The organism is Tessaracoccus luoxuelianae, assembly GCF_054483915.1.
In genome coordinates, this window is record NZ_CM137013.1 from 655,111 (window position 1) to 673,345 (window position 18,235).

Sequence of the window (18,235 nt, forward strand, 5' to 3'; positions counted from 1 at the left end):
CGCGTCGCCGGGGTTGGCGGGGCGGGCCCCGGACGCCGTCGATCACCCTAGGCTCGGAGCATGCACGTTGTGGTCGCGCCCGATTCCTTCAAAGGGACCCTGACGGCCGTCGAGGTCGCGGAGTGCATCGCCGCCGGCTGGCTGGCCGTCCGCCCCCGCGACACCGTCGCCCTCCACCCCATGGCCGACGGAGGCGAGGGGACCCTGGACGCCTTCGCGGCGGTGCCCGGTTCGGAGCGCGTGCCGGTGGCGGTGGTCGACGCCGTGGGGCGCCCGCGTGAGTCGTCGTGGCTGAGGCTGCCCGACGGGACGGGCGTCGTCGAGCTGGCCGCTGCCTGCGGCATCGTCGGCCTCGATCCCCTGGATGCGCGGGGTGCGCACACCACCGGGTTCGGGATGGCGATCCGGGCGGCGCTGGAGGCGGGAGTGTCGCGGCTGCTGCTGGCCATCGGCGGCAGCGCGTCCACCGACTGCGGTGCCGGGCTCCTGGTGGCGTTGGGGGCGCGGCTGCTCGACGACGGGGGCCGCGAGGTGACCTCGCCCGGCAACTCGGCGCTGCCCCGCGTGGCGACGGTGGACCTCTCCGGGATGCCCCCGCCGCCTCCGGGCGGCGCGGTGGTGCTCTCGGACGTGACCAACCCGCTGCTCGGCCCCCTCGGCGCGGCCGCTGTGTTCGGCCCGCAGAAGGGTGGGGTGGGGATCGTCGAGGAGTTGGAGCTCAACGTCGGGCGGTTCGCGGAGCTACTGGGCGGCGACGTCGAGGCCGCCGGGGCCGGCGCCGCAGGCGGGGCGGGTTTCGCGCTCCAACGGTGGGGGGCGACGACTGAGTCGGGGGCCAGGGCCGTCGCGGAGGCGGTGGGTCTGGAGGCGGCGCTGGACGGCGCGGACCTGGTGATCACGGGCGAGGGGCGCTTCGACAGCCAGTCGGCCGGAGGCAAGGTGGTCTCCGTCGTGCGGGAAATGGCCGGGGACCGGCGGGTCGCGATCGTCGCGGGGCGGATCGACGCCGCCGTCGGCGGGCTGGCGGGTGCGGTGTCGCTGTGGGATCTCGCGGGCGAGGGTGCGCTGACGGAGTCCGCGAGTGTCGCGGAGGAGGCGGGGAGGGTCCTGGCGTCGCGGTTCGTCCTGCCTTGATCTTCGGGCGCGTTCCGGGCTTCCAGGCTGTGGTCGGGCTTGGCGGTGTGTGATGTGGTGGTCGGGTTGGGCGGCGTGTGGTGGGGGCCGGGCCGCCCATGATGCCGGCGGCGGCGCTTCGCGCTGCGACGCCGTCATCAACGCCCACCCAACCTGCCCCGGCCCCCACCACCCGCCGCCCTGCGGGCCCGTCCCGTCGGACCCCATCACCCGCGCCCTGCTGTCTCCGTCGCGTCGGACACACCAGCCCCAGGCCCCATCACCCGCGCCCGGCTGGCCCGTCCGGTCGCCTGTCTTAGGTCTCGTCGCCTGGCTTGTGTGTCTCGGCGCCTGCGCTCTATCGCAGGCGCCCCCCAGCCGCCTGTCCTGTGTTCGCGCGCCGGCGCTGTAGCGCGGGCGGCCAGACTTATCGCAGGCGCCAAGGGGCACCGCCCCGAAACGAGCCGGCGCGAGACGCCGATTGGGTGCGACGCTCGGGGACGGCAGGGCGGTTCTGCGTCGGGGGGGGGGATTCGGTTGACTGGCACTTCTGGTGTCGACTACGACACCAGAACTGCCACTTCCGGTGTTCGTTACGCCACCAGAAATGACGGTGAGCCAGATGGGTGCGAGTCGCGGGGCGGCGACGTGGGTTTGACGCGAGGGCGGGGGACGGCAGGGCGGTCTGCGTCGGGGTGTTTCGGTTGACTGTCACTTCTGGCCTCGACTACGCCGCCAGAAGTGACGGTGAGCCAGATGGGTGCGAGTCGCGGGGCGGCGACGTGGGTTGGACGCGAGGGCGGGGGACGGCAGGGCGGTCTGCGTCGGGGTGCCCAGCTTGAGGGTCACCGGACTGGCGTCCCGCCTGGGAAGACTCTCGCCAGGCCGCCCTGACGGCACGCGCCCGAACTCGACGACGCCACCGGGGACGAGTGCGGGGAGACGGGAGACGAGGCGCGGGCGGCCTCGATGCCTGACCCGAGGCCAACGCGCGCGTGCGTGCTGACGTAGGGAGAGCGGCCGCCCGTGCCTCGGCTCACGGCTCCCGGCACCGACGGCGGGTTCGGGTCAGGGCTTCCTACGACGGTGCAGTGGGTTTCGACGCAGCAGCGGGCGCTTCGCGCCGCGGCTGGCTCAACCAGCGGTGCTGTTTCGACGCTGGGCGGGCGCTCCGCGCCGCGGCTGGCTCAACCAGCGGGGCTCAGGCGACGGTGACCCGTACCTCGTGGTATCCCTCGGCGCCGTTGGGGAACGGCTCCGCGGGGCCGACGGGTTGCGGACGACCGTCCGCATCGGTGACACGAACGGCCAGCCGATGCTCGCCCGGGGTCGCATCCCAGGCGTAGGTCCACTGCCTCCACATGTCGATCCCCGCGTCGGGGCCCTCACTCGCCACCCGCCAGGGCCCCTCGTCGATGCTGACCTCGATCTGCGCGATCCCGATTCCCTGCGCCCACGCCACGCCGGCGATGGCCGCCCGGCCGGCCGGCACCGTCGATCCATCGCGAGGCACGTCGATCCGGCTTGCCGGCTTGATCGGCCCCTGCTCGTCCCATCCACGGACCGTCCAATAGGCCTGATCCCGCGCGAACGTGGTCACATTCAGGTTGGTCACCCACTTCGTCGACCCCACGTACCCGTACAGGCCGGGCGTCACCAACCTCACCGGCGCCCCGTGGATGCGCGGCAGCGGCTCGCCGTTCATCCCGATGGCGAGCAGGGCCATCCGGTCGTCGGTCAGCGCCTGGAGAGGGGTGGAGATCGTGAACCCGTCCACCGAGCGGCTCATCACCATGTCGGCCTCCGGGAGGGGCCCGGCCATCGCCAGGACGTCGGCCACCCGGACCCCCAGCCACCTCGCCGCCCCCACGTACGGCCCGCCGACGGGGTTGCTCACGCACAGCATGGTGATGTCGGCCTCCACCACGTCGAGCGCGAGGAGGTCGTCCCAGGTCAGGGTCACCGGGCGCTCCACCATGCCCTCGACGTTCAGCCGCCACTCACGGTGGTCGAGCCGGGGTGGGCTGAGGGAGGTGTCGATCCGGTAGAAGTCCGCGTTGGGGGTGTAGAGCTTTGACACCCCCTCCACCTCGCCCTCCAGGCCGGCGGCCCGCGCAGGGAGGGGGCTCGGGGGGACCGGCAGGACGGGCGGCCCGCCAGGAGCGACGGTCGGGGCCAGCTCGCCGAGCCCGAACCCCGCCAGCGCCACCCCGCCACCGGCCGCCCCGACGATGACGCGTCGTCGGCTCAACACCGGGCCTTGAATGTCGTCGTCGTCGGCTCCGATGCGCGAGAAGGCGGTCAGGATCCCGCCGCCCACCAGCGCTGCCAGCACCGACGGCGCGGCCCACAGCGGCGTCGCCTCGGGATCCGTGAGCGCGGCCGCTGCGACCACCAGGCCCAGGGCGGCGGTGGCCAGCCAGGCGGCCGCTAGTGATCGGGTGGCTAGGCGTCCGATGGCCAGCCCAAGGAGCGCGACGACGGCCACCACGCCCACCAGCAGGATGGGCTTGTTGGCCGTCCCGAAGGTGGCCACCGCCCATTCCTTGACGACGGTGGGGGTCAGGTCGATGAGGCGGTTGGCCGTCGCGAACAGGGGCGAGGACCCGGCCGAGACGAGCGCCGACAGCCCGTGCCCGGCCCCAAGGCCGGCCGCCACCGCGACAAGCCCCTCAAGGGCGGGGATCCGTCCACGCTCGGGCCTGAGTTCCACAACTGAGGCCTGATTTAGTGCCCCGTTCTGCGAGGGATCTTGGCGAGGATGGCTTCGGCTTCGGCGGTGAGGCGTGGTTGGGCCTGGATGGGCTGGCCGGCGATGGTGATCGTGACGGTCCGGAGGGGTCGAAGTGTCTGCACGAGGCGCTTGATGCTGACGCCGGTCTGGTCTTGGAGGTAGCGCGCGACCGCGAGCGCGGCGAACACGATGGTGAGGTGGGCCTCGATCGGTTCGCGTTTGCGGTGGAAGATCGGGCGGGCCTGGAGGTCTCCCTTGGCCATCCGGAATGACTCCTCGACGTGCCACAGGTCCCGGTAGGCGGCCACCACCGAGGCGCCGTCCATCACGTCGGCGCCGATGTTGGTGACGTAGCCCTTGAACCCGGCGCAGAACCTGGCCCGTTCGATGACGTCCCAGTTGACTTGGGCCTTCTTCCCGTCGGCGTCGGTGGTGACCGTCACGAACCGGTCCCGGGCGACGGGTCGGAGCCCGTCGGCGACCTTCTCGGCCTTGACGACCTGGGCGTTGATGGTCTTGTCGTCTCGCTTGTGCCGCTTGAACGAGTAGTGATACACCACCCGGCGGGTACGTCGCTGCCGGCCGGTGCCCATGTCGCGGGTGGTCTCGATCGTCGAGTCATCGGGGGTGTAGTTGCCGTGGCGTTCGAAGTGGTCGCCCAGGTCGTAGGGCACGTGCGACTGGCGGGAGGCGACGATGAAGCGGCATCCGGCGTCCTCCAGGCCGTTGAGGTTGTCCGCCGACAGCATCCCGGCGTCGGCGACCACGACCAGCTCCTTGATGCCGTGGCGGGTCTTGAACTGCTCGATCACCGGGATCAGGGTCTTGGTCTCTGCCTTGTTGCCCTCGAAAAGGGCGACCTCCAGTGGGAACCCGGCGGCGGTGACCAGCAACCCGACAGTGACCTGGGGGTCGACGCGGCGTTCCTTGCTCATCCCGACCTTCCGGAGCCGGTCCTCGTTGGTCACCTCGAAATGCAGAGTGGTCAGGTCATACATCACCAACGCCACCGGCCCCCGGGCGGTCGCATGCGCCCAACAGGCGGTAGCGACACGGCTGCGGTAGTCACGCTCCACACACCGCCGCAGACAGTTGTAGAGGGTGTTCACATGCGGCACCGGCAGACCCAGCTCGCCCAGCACCCGCAGCGTGTCCTGCTTCGAGGTCGGCTCGATGATCCGCGCCGCCACCAGCGAGGCGAACACCTCGTCATCGATCTGGTCGAACCCCAGCCGCGCATAGGCGTCGGTCAGCACCCGCCACAGCAACTCGCTGGAGGTGTGTTCCACCACCGGCCCCGCAGGCTCCCGCCCGGGCTGTTCGAACTGCAGCATGTCGTCCTGGACTCCATGGACACGCTGCTGGGCGGCGCTGAGTAGCACCGCGAGCTCGGCCTCGTCATGAGCCGAACCGACATGCTCCAGGATCCGGCGGCGGCCGTTGCGTTTCTCGACGATCTGGACCGCCGTCGCCCCCGAGGCGGTCTTGACCTTCCGCACGAACGGACTCACCCCAGCACTCTACCCAGCACCCCCGATTAGTGCCCCAAAACCGGCCCCCAAACCTGTCCTGACAAGCAACTCAATCCCGGCACTCAAGAGCAGTTGTGGAACTCAGGTCGGGCATGCACCAATAGTGCCCCCCGGCGCAAGGGCGGCGGAAGGGCCGACGTGTGGGCCGGACACGGCCCGCGGCGACGGCTCGCGAGGCGGATCAGAGGCTCATCAGAAGCGCCCCATCGTGCCTGGCCAGCTGAGTGAGCCAGATCTGCATTTTCCACCCGGAACGGGCGCCCCACCAGGGGCGACCCTGCTCAACCCGGAGGGCGCCCCGGTGCGAACGATCCACGCGCCACGAGACCCGGCTCCGGCCCAACTCCTGCAGCGCGGGGCGCAGAGTCCAAGCGGTGGACGCGGGTGCAGCGGGCCACCAGGTCGGGGTCGTGGGTGAGGACCAGCAGCGGCGTGTCGGCGAACTCGCGCCACACGTCGTCCATGAGGGCGGTGGACGTTTCGCGGTCGAGGTGCTCGGTGGGCTCGTCCAGGATGACGACGTCCGGGCTGCCCACCAGCAGCCGCGACATCGCGAGCCGCCGTCGCTCACCACCGCTCAGCGTGGTGCCCGCCTCGCCGATCCGGCGCTCGGGGTCCAGGGGCAGGCCGGCGCGCGCGAGGGCGGCGCGGATGTCGTCGTCGGTGGCGTCGCGGTTGCCGATGCGCACGTTCTCCGCGACGGTGGTGGCGAAAATGTGGGCGTCCTGCGCCAGGTAGCCCACCCGGCCGCCCCGTCGCACCTCCCCGGCCAGCGGCGGGATCAGGCCCATGACGGTGGCGGCCAGCGTCGTCTTTCCCACGCCTGAGGGCCCCACCACGGCCACCTGCTCGCCGGGCGCCACGCTGAGCTCGATGCCCTCCTGCACCGGGCCCGCGCCCGGCCACCCCACCGCGACACCGGTCAGGCGCAGCCCCGCCTCGCTGTTGTCGCCCGCGACGGCGTCTCCATGGCCGACGGGGGGCTCGCTCAGCACCTCGCCGAGCCGGTCCAGCGCGGACCTGGCGCGGGTGTGGGTCTGCGCCGCCTGCGCGAAGGTGCCCAGCACCTCGTGCAGGGCGAGGGGGGTCAGGGCCAGGACGGCGAGGAAACGGGGGTCGAGATCGCCCGAGGCGAGGGCGTTCGTCCCGAACCACAGCGCCGCCAGCACGGCGATCCCGGCTGCCGCCACCTGGCCCCCCGTCGCGATGCCACGCACCCAGGCGCCCCGCCACTCCTGCCCGCGGAGCTCCTCGTCGACGGCGAGCAGCCGCGCCAGCGTGGGGGCTTCGGCCCCGTAGGCGACGAGGTCGTCGGAGGTGCGGGCCAGCTCGCGCACGCCGTCGGCCAGGCGACCGCGGGTGGGGACGGCCGCGGTGTCGGCGGCACGGCTCGCCTGTTGCGTCCACAGGGGCAGGACCGCGCCCGCGAGGAGGGCTGTGGCCAGCAGCGCGACGGCGCTCTGCCAGTTGAAGAGGGCGAGCATGAGGCTGGTCGCGGCCACGACTGTCGCGGCGGAGGCGACGGGGATCACCACCCGCACCACCAGATCCTGGATGGCCGCGACGTCCGCCACCACCCGGGTGAGCAGGTCGCCGCGGCGCCGCCCGATCAGCGTGGTCGCGCTCAGCTTGGCGTAGATCCGCACGCGCAGGGCGCCCTGCAGGCGGAGTGCGACGTCGTGGCCCACCAGGCGCTCCACGTAGCGGAACACGCCGCGCGAGATGCCGAAGGCGCGGACGCCCACCGCGGCGGGCTGGAGGTAGAGCACCGGCGGCGCCATGGCGGCGAAGGAGATCAACCAGGCGGAGACCCCCATCAGCGCCACCGACGAGCCCGACGCCAAGGTGGCGAGGAGGACGGCGAGCAGGAAGCGGGTGCGGGCCTTCGGCGCGGTGGCGAGAAGGTCGCGGAGCAGGGAGGTGGGGGCGCTGGGCGAGGAGGTCGCGGGATACGACCCTTCGAGACGGCCCTCGCCGCTCCGCGGGTGGGCCTCCTCAGGGAGCGAAGTGGAGTGTGGCGGGTCTGCTTCCTCGGGGAGCGGGGTGTTGCTTCGCGGGTGGGCCTCCTCAGGGAGCGAAGTGGAGTGTGGCGGGTCTGCTTCCTCGGGGAGCGGGGTGTTGTTCCGCGGGTCGGCCTGCTGGGGGAGCGGGGTGTTGTTCCGCGGGTGGGCCTGTTGGGGGAGCGGGGTGTTGCTTCGCGGGCCGGCCCCCGCAGGGATCGGAGCGCCCGCCGTCGACACGACGCGGTCCGCCGCGACCAGCACCGCCGGGCGGTGCGACACGATCAGGGCGCCGGCACCGGTGGCCCGCACCGCCTCGATGACGCGCGCCTCCGTCGCGGCGTCGAGGCCGGCGGTGGGCTCGTCGAGCACCAGCAGCCGGGCGCCTCCCAGCCGGATCCGGACCAGGGCGCGCGCCAGCGCCACCCGGCGACGCTCCCCGGCGGACAGGCCCTCGCCGTCGTCGCCGACGGGCTTGTCCGGCCCAAAGTCCGCCCCCGCCTCGTCCAGCGCCCGCCGGATGTCATCCTCCGCCGCGCCCGGGCAGCCGAGCGCGACGTTGTCGCCCACCGTGCCGTTGAGCATTCCGGGCTCCTGGCCCACCCAGGCCAGCTGCCCCCGCCACGACGCGAGGTCCACGCCGCTCAGGTCCACGCCGTCGACGGTGACCCGGCCCGACGTCGGGGTGAGGAAGCCGAGCGCCATGGCCAGCGAAGTCGACTTGCCGCCGCCCGACGGGCCGGTGAGCGCCACCACCTCGCCGGGTGCCACCTCCACGCTCAAGTGCTCGACGGCCCGGCCCGCGGCGCCGGGATAGGAGTAGGTGAGGTCCTCCAGCCGCAGGGACCCGCCGCGCGGGGCGGGCTCGGTGCCGGCGTGCCCAGCCCCGCCGTCGATCATCTCGAAGGCGGCGTCCGCCGCGGCCACCCCGTCGGCCGAATCGTGGAAGTGGACCCCCACCTGCCGCACCGGCAGGAAGGCCTCCGGGGCGAGGATCAGCACGAAGAGGGCGGTGGGGAAGTCGACGTTGCCGTAGACCAGGCGGAAGCCCACCGTCACCGCGACCACCGCCACTGACAGCGTGGCCAGCAGCTCGAGCGCGAACGAGCTGAGGAACGAGATGGTCAGCACCTTCATGGTGGCGTCGCGGTAGTCCTCCTCGCCGAGTTCCACCCCGCGCTTCTGCGCCCGCGCCCGGGCGAAGGCCTGGAGTGTGGGGAGGCCGGCGATGAGGTCGGCGAAGTGGTTGGCGAGCCGGTCCGCCACGGCGAAGCTGCGGCGGGTGGCCTTCTCGGTGGTCCAGCCGATCAGCGCCATGAAGACCGGGATCAGCGGGAGGGTGAACGCGACGATGATCGCAGAGGGCCAGTCCGCCAGCAGGATCGCGCCGCCGACGAGGAACGGCACTGTCGCGGCGAGGCCCAGTTGGGGGAGGTACTTGGAGAAGTAACCGTCCAGGGCGTCGAGGCCCTGGGTGACGATCCGGATCAGCGAGGCCGACGACGCGGCGCCGACGGGGGTGTCGAGGCGGGCGGCGAGAATGTCGCGGCGGAGCTGGGACTTGACTGTCGCGGCGGAGCGGTGGGCCAGGGTTGAGCTCAGCCAGGCCAGCAGTCCGCGTGCCAGGAACACGGCCGCCAGCAGGAGCAGCGCCGTCTGCCACCCCGGCGGCAGGGCCTGAGTCTCGAACGCCAGGGTGATCCAGTCCGCCAACAGCCGCGCCTGGACGATGAGCAGCCCTGCGGTGACCAGGCCGACGAGCACCGTCGCCACCATGAACCCACGGGTGGCGCGGGCGCGGGTGAACAGTCGGGGATGGATGGGGCCTGCCACCTGGCCAGTGTTCCACAAGGCCAGTGGGGCCTTCTGCGGGGCCGGTGGGCGCCTTCGTCTCTCACCACTCGCGCGCGTCGCCGCACACGGGGGGAATGTTCTTGCCCTTTCAACTGTTGTGGTCAGCGTGCTCGTCGTCCACCGGCCAGCCACCCCCTCGCAGAACCGGAGCAGCCAGATATGACCTCACCCGTGACCGACACCAAGCCCGCGACGCGCAGCCTTCTCGACAGCACCCGCGCCCCCCAGATCACTGTTTCGCGTGTGCCCACCTTCGTCGACGACGTGACAGTCCGGCTGATCGCGGCGGTGGTCGTGGCCGTCGGCCTGCTGGCGCTGGCCACGCAGCAGTGGTGGCTCTACGCCGTCCTCTTCGCCGACTTCACCCTCCGCGCCGCTGGGGGCCCGCGCTGGAGCCCGATCGCGCGCGCCGTCGGCGCCTGGCTCCGGCCGCGCCTCGCCGCCCCGAAGCAGCCCACGCCGTTTGCGCCCAAGCGGTTCGCGGCCGGGATCGGCGCAGTCATGACCGCGACCATCACCGCGCTGTGGATTGCCCACTCCCTCACCGCGACCCCCGGCCTCATCTGGGCCGCGACGGCGCTCGCCGTCGTCATGATCGTGCTGCCTGGGCTGGAGGCTGCGCTCGGGTTCTGCCTCGGCTGCACCATCTTCGTCGCCCTGATGCGCGTGGGCCTCATCCCGGAGGACGTCTGCGTGGACTGCGCCCCGTCGTCGCGCCGCGCCTGACCCACCAGGCAGACAAGAAGGCCCACCCCGTCTGGGGTGGGCCTTCTCGCGCGTTGTGGGGCGGGGTCAGTGGGCCGCGACCATCTCGTCGGGGATGTTCTTCGTCGAGATGCGGCGGCTGAACACCCAGTAGGACCACGACTGGTAGGCCAGCACGATCGGCACGAAGATCACGGCGGCCCACGTCATGATGGTGAGGGTGGTGTCCGACGACGCCGCGGTGATGATGTTGAGGCGCTCATCAACGGGGACCGTCTCGTCCTGTGCGAAGCCAAGGTTTCCGTACATGCGAATGAAGATGCCGATGAACAGCGTCACCACCGTCGCGCCGGTCAGGATGAAGCCCCAACCGTCGCGGCCCTTGGTGATCATGATCGTGGCGCCCAGGATCGTGGCGATCGCGATGATCCCGGCGGCCCATGCGAACACGGTGAAGTCGCCGAACTCGGAGTTGGCCGGCCAGAACACGTTCTGTGCGATCACGAACAGGGCCACCATCGCGGAGGCGGCCCAGCCCACCTTCGCGCCGAATGCCTCGGCCCGCTCGTGGATGTGGCCCTTGGTCTTCAGCGCGATGAACGCCGCGCCGTGGACGAGGAACAGGGTCACCAGCATTACACCGCCCAGGAGCCCGAACGGCCCGAACAGGCCCCAGAAGGAGCCGTTCCAGAGCAGGCCGTCGTTGGCGAGGCCGATGACGAAGTTGGCGAACCCGACGCCGAACACCAGCGAGGGCAGGAACGATCCGACGGTGGCGAACCAGTCCAGCATCGAGCGGTAGCGGCTGTCCGGGTGCTTCGAGCGGTACTCGAACGCGACGCCGCGCAGGATCAGGCCCACCAGCACGAGCAGCAGCGGCAGGTAGAGCCCGGAGAACAGGGAGGCGTACCAGCCGGGGAACGCCGCGAACATCGCGCCGCCCGCGGTGAGCAGCCACACCTCGTTGCCGTCCCACACCGGGCCGATGGTGTTGACGAGGACGCGCTTGTCCTTGTCGTTCTTCCCCAGGACGGGGATCAGCATGGCTACGCCGTAGTCGAAGCCCTCGAGGAAGAAGTAGCCCAGCCACAGCACGGTGACCAGCAGGAACCACACGATGGGCAGCGTCGGAACCGACACCGTCGCTTCAAGCAGGGTGATCATCTCTGGTTCTCCTCTCTCAGTACGCGAAGGTCATGGGGGCGTCGGGATCCGTCTGCACCTCGATGGGTGCGACGTCTGGCAGGCCCGCCTTCGCGTACCTGAGGAACAGCCACACCTCGATGACGGCCAGGCCGCCATAGATGAGCGTGTAGGTGATCATCGAGAACAGCACCTCGCCCACGCTGACGGTGGGGGAGATACCCGACGCCGTCGGCATCACGCCCGCGACGATCCAGGGCTGGCGGCCCATCTCGGTGAAGATCCAGCCGAACGAGATCGCGAACAGCGGCAGCAGCGGCATCGCGAACATCAGCCACGTCCACAGGGTGCTCGGCTGCGGGAGACGCTCCCTGCGGGTCACCCAGAGCGTGAGCGCCGCGATGGCCATGCCCGCGAACCCCAGGCCGATCATCAGCCGGAAGGTCCAATAGGAGACCGGCACGATGGGCATGGGGTCCAGGTCCGGGTAGTTGGCGGAGAGTTCGGCCGCGTACTGCTCCTGGATGGTGGTCTGGGTCCCGTCGAACTGGCGGAAGCCCTCGGTCTCGAACTCCTCGCGGAGGTCGTTGATGCCCTTGACCTCTTCATGGCCGGACAGGATCGACAGCAGGCCGGGGATCCGGAGCGACCACACCTCCTCCGTGCCGTCGAGGGAGCCGATGGTGACGATGGAGAAGGATGCGTTCTTCTCGGTGTAGAAGAGCCCCTCGGCGGCGGCCATCTTCATGGGCTGGACCTGCGTCATGATCTTCGACTGCAGATCCCCGGTGAAGACCACCACGACGGAGGACACCAGCAGGACCCACGCGCCCATCCGCACGGAGAAGCGGTAGGCGCTGGTGTCGCCGGGCCTGGACTCGCCGTCGCGGTTGATCTTGGCGAGGTGCCACCCCGCAATGCCCGCCATCAGGCCGCCGGCCACCATGTAGGACGACGCGATGACGTGCGGGAAGGTGACCAGGAGGACGGGGTTGGTGAGCACCTCGAGGAATCCCGCGACACCGTCGAGTTCGGCGCGGCCGTTGTTGAACACGGTGCCGATGGGGTTCTGCATCCACGAGTTGGCGGCGAGGATGAAGACCGCCGAGAGCATCGTGCCGAACGCCACCATGTAGATGGTCATCAGGTGGATCTTCTTGGGCAGCTTGTCCCAGCCGAAGATCCACAGGCCTAGGAAGGTGGATTCGAGGAAGAACGCCAGTAGCGCCTCGAGCGCCAGCGGGGCGCCGAAGACGTCACCGACGAAGCGCGAGTACTCGGACCAGTTCATGCCGAACTGGAACTCCTGCACGATGCCCGTGACCACGCCGAGGGCGAAGTTGATGAGGAAGAGCTTCCCGAAGAACTTCGTGAGCCGCAGGTAGGCGTCGTTGCCTGTGCGCACCCAGAAGGTCTGGAGAACTGCCACCAGCATCGACATCGCGATGGTGATGGGGACGAAGAGAAAGTGGTAGACGGTGGTGATTCCGAATTGCCACCGCGCCAGGGTCACAGCATCCATAGCTGGACGGTACTACCCAGGGTCGTATTTGCCCAACGAGTGCACCCCGGGGGGTGAGATCGCCCCTTATGCTTAGCCCCATGTCCTCACGTGGAGAACTCGAGCAGCGCGTCATGGAGCTGCTGTGGTCCTCCGGGGTGCCCCAATCCGTGGCGGACGTGCATCAGCAGCTCAACCGGGAACGCGAACTCGCCTACACCACCGTCATGACAGTGTTGGACAGGCTCGCGAAGAAGGGCCTGGTGTCGCGGGAGCTGGTAAACCGCGCCTGGCAGTACCGGCCGGTATCGCCGCAGGCGGATGTCGTGGCCCGCGACATGGAGCGCCTGCTGGAGCCTGTGGCGCCGGACGTGCGCATCGACGCGCTGCGTCGCCTGGCCGAGAGCCTGAGCTCGGAGGAGCGGGCGGCGCTGGCTGCGCCGTTGGCCACGGCCTGACCGGCGCCGCCGCGCGTCACTTCTTCTTCCCCTTACCGCCCTTCTTCTTGTTCTTCTTGCCCTTCTTCTCCTCCTCGGCAGCGTCGTCGTCTGGGGCTGGAAGGAGATCGGGCGCGACGGCGGCGAGCAGTTCCCGCTTGTGGGCCAGCGTCCGCTCCAGATCGGCCAGCAGGCCCTCCCTCTTGACCCGGAGCCCCTCCAGCGCGGCCGCATGGGCGTCGTCGCCCTGCCCCTTGGCGCGCAGCATGACGGCTTCCTCGCGTACCTCGGTGCTTGACTCGAGGGCCTTCATCACCACGGCCTCCGTGTCCGCCATCGATTCCGCGAGGGCCGCTGGGGACATCGTCGCGGCCAGCTGCCGTCGCTGGACCTCCGGCTTCCACCGCGGCTGCGGCCACTTGAGGTCCATGTCGACGAGGGCGCGGGTGAGGATCTCCGTGGCGGCCAGCCGCGAGTACCACTTGCGGTCCGCGGGCAGGACGTACCAGGGGGCGTGATCGGTGGAGGTGAGCCGGAACACGTCGGCGTAGGCCTCCTGGAAGTCGTCCCACCTCGCGCGGGTGGTGAGGTCGCCGGAGCTGAACTTCCACCGCTTGTCCGGGCGGTCGAGGCGTTCCATGAGTCGCTTGCCCTGCTCGTCGTGCGAGACCATGAGCGCGAGCTTGATCACGATCGTCTCGTCGTCGACGAGCGACTTCTCCCACTTGTTGATCTCGGCGTAGCGCTTGCGCCACACCTCCTCCTCGACGAGCTCCTCGACCCGCACCACGAGCACGTCCTCGTAGTGGGAGCGGTCGAACACGCCGATCAGCCCGGGGCGGGGCAGGCCGCGCTTGATCCGCCACAGGTAGTGGTGCCGCCGCTCCTCGGGGGTGGGGACCCCGAAGCTGCGCAGCGCCACCCCCTGCGGGTCCACCATTCCCATCACGTGGCGGGTGATGCCGCCCTTGCCGGCCGTGTCGAGGCCCTGCACCACGACGAGGACCTTGCGGTTGCCCCCTGCGCGGCCATGGGCGAAGAGGCGTTCCTGAAGCTCGGAGAGCAACTCCCCGCGCTCCTTCATGGTCTCCTCGGCCTGATCCTTGTCGCCCGTCCAGCCCGGGGTGCCGGCCCGGTCGAAGGTGGACAGGTCGAAGTCGGGTCCGACGCGCAGGGCGCTGCGCGGGTCCTCGCTCCAGAAGTCAGTCATGGGTGGTCCTTTCTCTGGGACCCCATTCTGTCGCGGCAGGCCGGTGGGCGGGAGCTTTCCGCTCAGGCGTCGTCGGTGAGCCGTCGACGGTTCCGGCCAGAGGTCACCCATCGGGCCAGGGCGCCCCCCTCGTGGAGCAGTTCCAGGCGGCGCTGCGTGCGCTCGACCAGCTCCGTCCGTGCCGCGAGCAGCAGCTGGTCGTTCTCGCGCAGGCGGGTGCTCCTGTCCGGGACCAGGATCGCGTCTCCGCGGATCACCATGGATACCACCGAGCCACCCGGGAGGCGGAGGTCGTCGACGTACATGCCGGTGAGGCGGCTGCCGGGGGGCACGGTGACCTGCACCAGCGTGGCGTCGATCCCCTCCAGCGGCGAGGAGTCGAACGTGACGGCATGCTGCGAGATCGCCTCGGTGACGCCCATCCACCGCGCGAACCGGGGCAGGGTCGGGCCCTGCAGCAGGGTGAAGGTGACCACCAGCAGGAAGGTGACGTGGAAGATGTGGCTGGCGTAGGGCAGGTTCTCGGTGAGCGGGATGGTGGCCAGCATGATGGGCACGGCGCCGCGCAGCCCGGACCAGGAGGTGAACGCCTTCTCGCGCCAGGGCACCTTGAACGGGGCCAGACACAACCACACCGAGAGGGGGCGTGCCACGAACGTCAGGACGGAACCGATCACCAGGGCGTCGACGATGGCGCCCGGCAGCTCGGCCGGTGAGGCCAGCAGCCCGAGCATGATGAACAGCGCGATCTGCGCCAGCCACCCGAGGGATTCGGTGAAGCCCTCGGTGGTGGAGTGGTGGGGGAGGGCCTGGTTGCCGAGCCAGATCCCGGCCACGTAGGCCGCCAGAAGGGCGGAGCCCCCCGCGATGCCGGCCGTCGCGAAGGCCGCCATCGCGATCGTCAGGGTGGCCAACGGATACAGCCCGGCGGACGGGAGGGAGATCCGGCCCAGCAGCACCTGCCCGATGCGGGCGATGATCAGCCCGATCAGCGCCCCGGCGACGAGCTGGAAGAGTGCCGTGCCCAGCATCGCGGCAACCGAACCCTCGCTCCAGGCGTCCGAGGCGACGACGCTGACGAGCACGATCGTCGGGGGATCGTTGAACCCGGACTCGCCCTCCAGCGTGGTGCGGACGCGGCGCTTGATCGGCAGCCGGCGCAGGATCGCGAAGACGGCGGCCGCGTCGGTGGAGGACACCATGGCGGCGAGCAGGATCGCGGTGCGGAGGTCCAGGTCCAGGATCAGGACGGCGAAGGTGGCCGCGACCGCGACGCTCACCATGACGCCCGCCGTCGCCAGGATCCCGGCGCGGAGAGCGACGGGGCGCAGGTCCGCCCAGCGGGTGGTGAAGCCGCCGTCGATGAGGAGGACGGCGACGGCGATGAGGGCAAGGTTGAACGCGAGCTGGCTGTCGTCGAAGCGGATGCCCAGGCCCGCCTCGCCGATGATCAGGCCGATGCCGAGGTAGAGCAGCATGCCGGGCATCCCGCTGCGCGAGGAGATCCGCACCGCGACCACGGCCGCGAGGAAGATGCCGGACACGGCCAGCACGACGAGGTTGAGCTCCTCGTGGGTCATGGTCTGGCTCGCGTGGTGCGCATGGGGACCCTTCGGCCGGTGGGCAAGAGCTTAGCGGCGTGGTGGGGCTCGCAGACTCCGTCGGTCCACCGTCGTCGCGCCTGCACTGAGTCTCGGGGCCTGGGGTCCGGCCCTCGCGCCAGTGCTAAGTCTCGTGACCTGCGCTATAGCGCCGGCAGTCCGACTTATGTCAGGCGCCTCGGCGGCACCTGCGATGCAAGCGCAGGCGTGGGGACGTACGGCAGGCGCGGGGACTAAACGCAGGCGTCGAGATGTAGCGCAGGAGGGTCGGCCGGGAGTCAGCCGACGGTGAGGCGGATCTCATTCCTCCACGGATCCAGCACCGACAGCGTCCGGCCGTCGAACGTCGGCGCGTGGCCGGAGAAGCGCAGCCGCTCGTCGGCCTTGGCGATCTCCTCGGCTGTGGGCACCAGAATGTCGATGACCCCCATCCCGAGCGTGTTGTGTCGCGGGCCGGCGCCGGCCGAGTTCCACACGTTCATCGCCATGTGGTGGTGGTATCCGCCCGCCGCGACAAACAGGGCCGAGCCGCCGAGGGAGGCGGTCTGCTCGAACCCGAGCGCGTCGACGTAGAACGAGCGGGCGGTGGCGACGTCGCCCACCTGGAGGTGGACGTGCCCCAGCTCGACCTCGGTGGGCGGCAGTGTCGCGGGGTCCGTGCCGGCGAGATGCTTGGCGACGAACTCGTTGGGGTCGATGTAGAGGGTGGCCATCTGGACCTGGCTGCCGTGCCACTGCCACTGGTCGCGGGGGCGGTCGTGGTAGAGCTCCACCCCGTTGCCCTCAGGGTCGGTGAAGTAGAAGGCCTGGGACACGAGGTGATCCCCCGTGCCGGCGTAGGTCTGCGGATACCGCTCATACATCCGCACCAGGGTGGCGGCGAGGGCGGGTAGCTCGGCGTAGACGACGGCGGTGTGGAAGAGGCCCGCGTCGGTGCGCCGGGCGGGGCGCAGGTCCCTGGCCTCGGTGAGGCGGACGATCGGGGTCTGCGAGTGGCCGAGGGTGACCGAACCGGGCTCGTCGACGAGGGGCTCAAGGCCCACGCCGTCGGTGTAGTAGGCGAGCATGCTGGTCATGTCGCGGACGCGCAGCTCGAGGCGCCCCATGTGGGTGTCGGCGTGAAGGCTCATGCCCCCAGTCTAAAGTTTAATCTTCAACTAATCAACCGCGATCGCTCGACGGCGGGGCCCAACGCGCGGGGTCGTCGAGCACCCGCTCCAGTGCCACGTAGGCCGCGCCGAACGCCGGCGCCGCGTGGTCCGGCGTGGCGGCGATGAGGGCGGGCTCGGTGAAGGGCCTGGCCAGCAGCCGCGTGTCCAGCTCGCGCTGGATGAAGGGCCGGTACTCCTCGATGAGCACGGCGAGGTCGCCGCCGAACACGACGGTGGTGATGTCGAGCAGGTTGCCGGCGTTGGCCAGGGCGAGCCCGAGCGCGCGCCCGGCCGCCCGCACGGCGTCCACGGCCGCGGGGACGCCGTCGAGGAAGGCCTGCCGGACCTCCTCGATCGAGCCGACGCCCACCAGCTCGGTGAGCGCGCGGGTGCCGGCGTAGCGCTCGAGGCAGCCCTTGGCGCCGCAGCCGCACTGCGGCCCGTCCGGGTCGATGAAGGTGTGGCCGATCTCCCCGGCCCAGCCGCGGGTTCCCAGCGAGACGGAACCGTTGATGACGAGGGCCGATCCGATGCCCACCTCGCCGGAGAGGTAGAGGAAGGCGTCCAGGGGGCCGGGGCGGCCGGGCCGCTCGTGGCCCACGTAGATGGCAGCGCAATCGGCCTCGTTGGCCACGCCGAAGTCCACCTCGTCCACCTCGGGGAGCCCGCCGTCGCGAAGAAGGGCGCGCGGGTCCACGTCGTGCCAGCCGAGGTTGGGGGCGCGCAGGACCATGTGCGTGGACGCGTCCACCAGGCCCGGGACGGCGAGCTGGATGCCCACCAGGCTGCCGCCCTCGGGGAGCGCGCCCAGGCACTCCCGGGCGAGCCCTGCCACGCGGGCCAGTGCCTCGGCCGGGGACAGGTCCACGTAGTGGGTGGCGGCGTCCGCCGCCGCGACGACGGTGCCGGTGAGGTCCACCAGTCGAGCGGCGCTGTGGCCGACGTTGATCTCCAGGCCCAGCGCTAACAGCGTGCCGGCGCGGGGGTGCAGCGGCGTGGCGGGGCGCCCGCGCTTGGTGGCCGGCAGCGGGCTGGACTCCGAGACGATGCCGGCCGCCACCAGCTCGTCGACCATGCGCGAGGCCGTCGATCGCGTCATGCCCGTGGCCTGGGCGACGTTCGCCCTTGCCGGGGCTGTGTCGCTGGCAAAGACGTACCTGGCCACCAGCGAGAGATTGCTGGCGCGGAGGCTGCCCTGCCTGGCCACTCCGGCCGCGGGATCGAAACGTGTGCGCATGGGCTTGACTCTAGCCC

At 70.9% G+C, this 18,235-nt stretch carries 12 protein-coding genes and 1 pseudogene; 3 read left to right on the forward strand and 10 right to left on the reverse strand.

The features are described from left to right. Positions 1 to 60 precede the first annotated feature (60 nt). A complete protein-coding gene (locus ACX1D1_RS02675; protein WP_459055800.1) occupies positions 61 to 1,134 on the forward strand; it encodes a glycerate kinase in 1,074 nt (357 codons plus the stop codon). 1,180 nt (positions 1,135 to 2,314) lie between these two features. Here ACX1D1_RS02675 and ACX1D1_RS02680 read toward each other — a convergent pair. The 4 genes and pseudogenes from ACX1D1_RS02680 to cydD form a co-directional block, all read right to left on the reverse strand. After that, positions 2,315 to 3,826 carry a molybdopterin-dependent oxidoreductase gene (locus ACX1D1_RS02680; protein ID WP_459055801.1) on the reverse strand — a complete coding sequence of 504 codons (1,512 nt, stop codon included), beginning with the start codon at positions 3,824 to 3,826 and terminating at the stop codon, positions 2,315 to 2,317. Between the two features lie 14 nt (positions 3,827 to 3,840). Next, the gene (locus ACX1D1_RS02685) at positions 3,841 to 5,358 is read right to left on the reverse strand and encodes an IS1634 family transposase (protein ID WP_459055802.1); all 1,518 of its coding nucleotides are present in this window, start codon (positions 5,356 to 5,358) and stop codon (positions 3,841 to 3,843) included. Positions 5,359 to 5,660: 302 nt separating this feature from the next. Next, positions 5,661 to 7,295: a thiol reductant ABC exporter subunit CydC gene (gene cydC / locus ACX1D1_RS02690; protein ID WP_459056533.1), complete on the reverse strand. Its 1,635-nt coding sequence runs from the start codon at positions 7,293 to 7,295 to the stop codon at positions 5,661 to 5,663. Between the two features lie 321 nt (positions 7,296 to 7,616). Next, positions 7,617 to 9,155 (reverse strand): annotated as a pseudogene (cydD, locus tag ACX1D1_RS02695) (thiol reductant ABC exporter subunit CydD); the annotation flags it as partial. 237 nt (positions 9,156 to 9,392) lie between these two features. Here cydD and ACX1D1_RS02700 point away from each other — a divergent pair. Next, positions 9,393 to 9,959 (forward strand): DUF4395 domain-containing protein, encoded by a 567-nt coding sequence (locus ACX1D1_RS02700; RefSeq protein ID WP_459055803.1) that lies wholly within the window; start codon positions 9,393 to 9,395, stop codon positions 9,957 to 9,959. 66 nt (positions 9,960 to 10,025) lie between these two features. Here ACX1D1_RS02700 and cydB read toward each other — a convergent pair whose 3' ends face one another. Together cydB and ACX1D1_RS02710 are read right to left on the reverse strand one after the other, a co-directional pair. Continuing rightward, on the reverse strand, positions 10,026 to 11,102 hold the full coding sequence (gene cydB / locus ACX1D1_RS02705; protein WP_459055804.1) for a cytochrome d ubiquinol oxidase subunit II: 1,077 nt from the start codon (positions 11,100 to 11,102) through the stop codon (positions 10,026 to 10,028). Between the two features lie 16 nt (positions 11,103 to 11,118). Continuing rightward, on the reverse strand, positions 11,119 to 12,603 hold the full coding sequence (locus ACX1D1_RS02710; RefSeq protein ID WP_459055805.1) for a cytochrome ubiquinol oxidase subunit I: 1,485 nt from the start codon (positions 12,601 to 12,603) through the stop codon (positions 11,119 to 11,121). Between the two features lie 80 nt (positions 12,604 to 12,683). On the opposite strand from ACX1D1_RS02710, the gene ACX1D1_RS02715 reads away from it, so the two are divergent. After that, entirely contained in the window at positions 12,684 to 13,040 is a 357-nt protein-coding gene (locus ACX1D1_RS02715; protein WP_459055806.1) for a BlaI/MecI/CopY family transcriptional regulator, read from the forward strand. Between the two features lie 16 nt (positions 13,041 to 13,056). Here ACX1D1_RS02715 and ACX1D1_RS02720 read toward each other — a convergent pair whose 3' ends face one another. The 4 genes from ACX1D1_RS02720 to ACX1D1_RS02735 form a co-directional block, all read right to left on the reverse strand. Next, a complete protein-coding gene (locus ACX1D1_RS02720) occupies positions 13,057 to 14,229 on the reverse strand; it encodes a PPK2 family polyphosphate kinase (protein ID WP_459055807.1) in 1,173 nt (390 codons plus the stop codon). A 62-nt stretch (positions 14,230 to 14,291) separates the two neighbouring features. Then, a complete protein-coding gene (locus ACX1D1_RS02725) occupies positions 14,292 to 15,809 on the reverse strand; it encodes a potassium/proton antiporter (protein WP_459055808.1) in 1,518 nt (505 codons plus the stop codon). Between the two features lie 299 nt (positions 15,810 to 16,108). Beyond that, positions 16,109 to 16,960 (reverse strand): VOC family protein, encoded by an 852-nt coding sequence (locus ACX1D1_RS02730; RefSeq protein ID WP_459055809.1) that lies wholly within the window; start codon positions 16,958 to 16,960, stop codon positions 16,109 to 16,111. 31 nt (positions 16,961 to 16,991) lie between these two features. Then, positions 16,992 to 18,218: an ROK family protein gene (locus ACX1D1_RS02735; RefSeq protein ID WP_459055810.1), complete on the reverse strand. Its 1,227-nt coding sequence runs from the start codon at positions 18,216 to 18,218 to the stop codon at positions 16,992 to 16,994. Positions 18,219 to 18,235 lie beyond the last annotated feature (17 nt).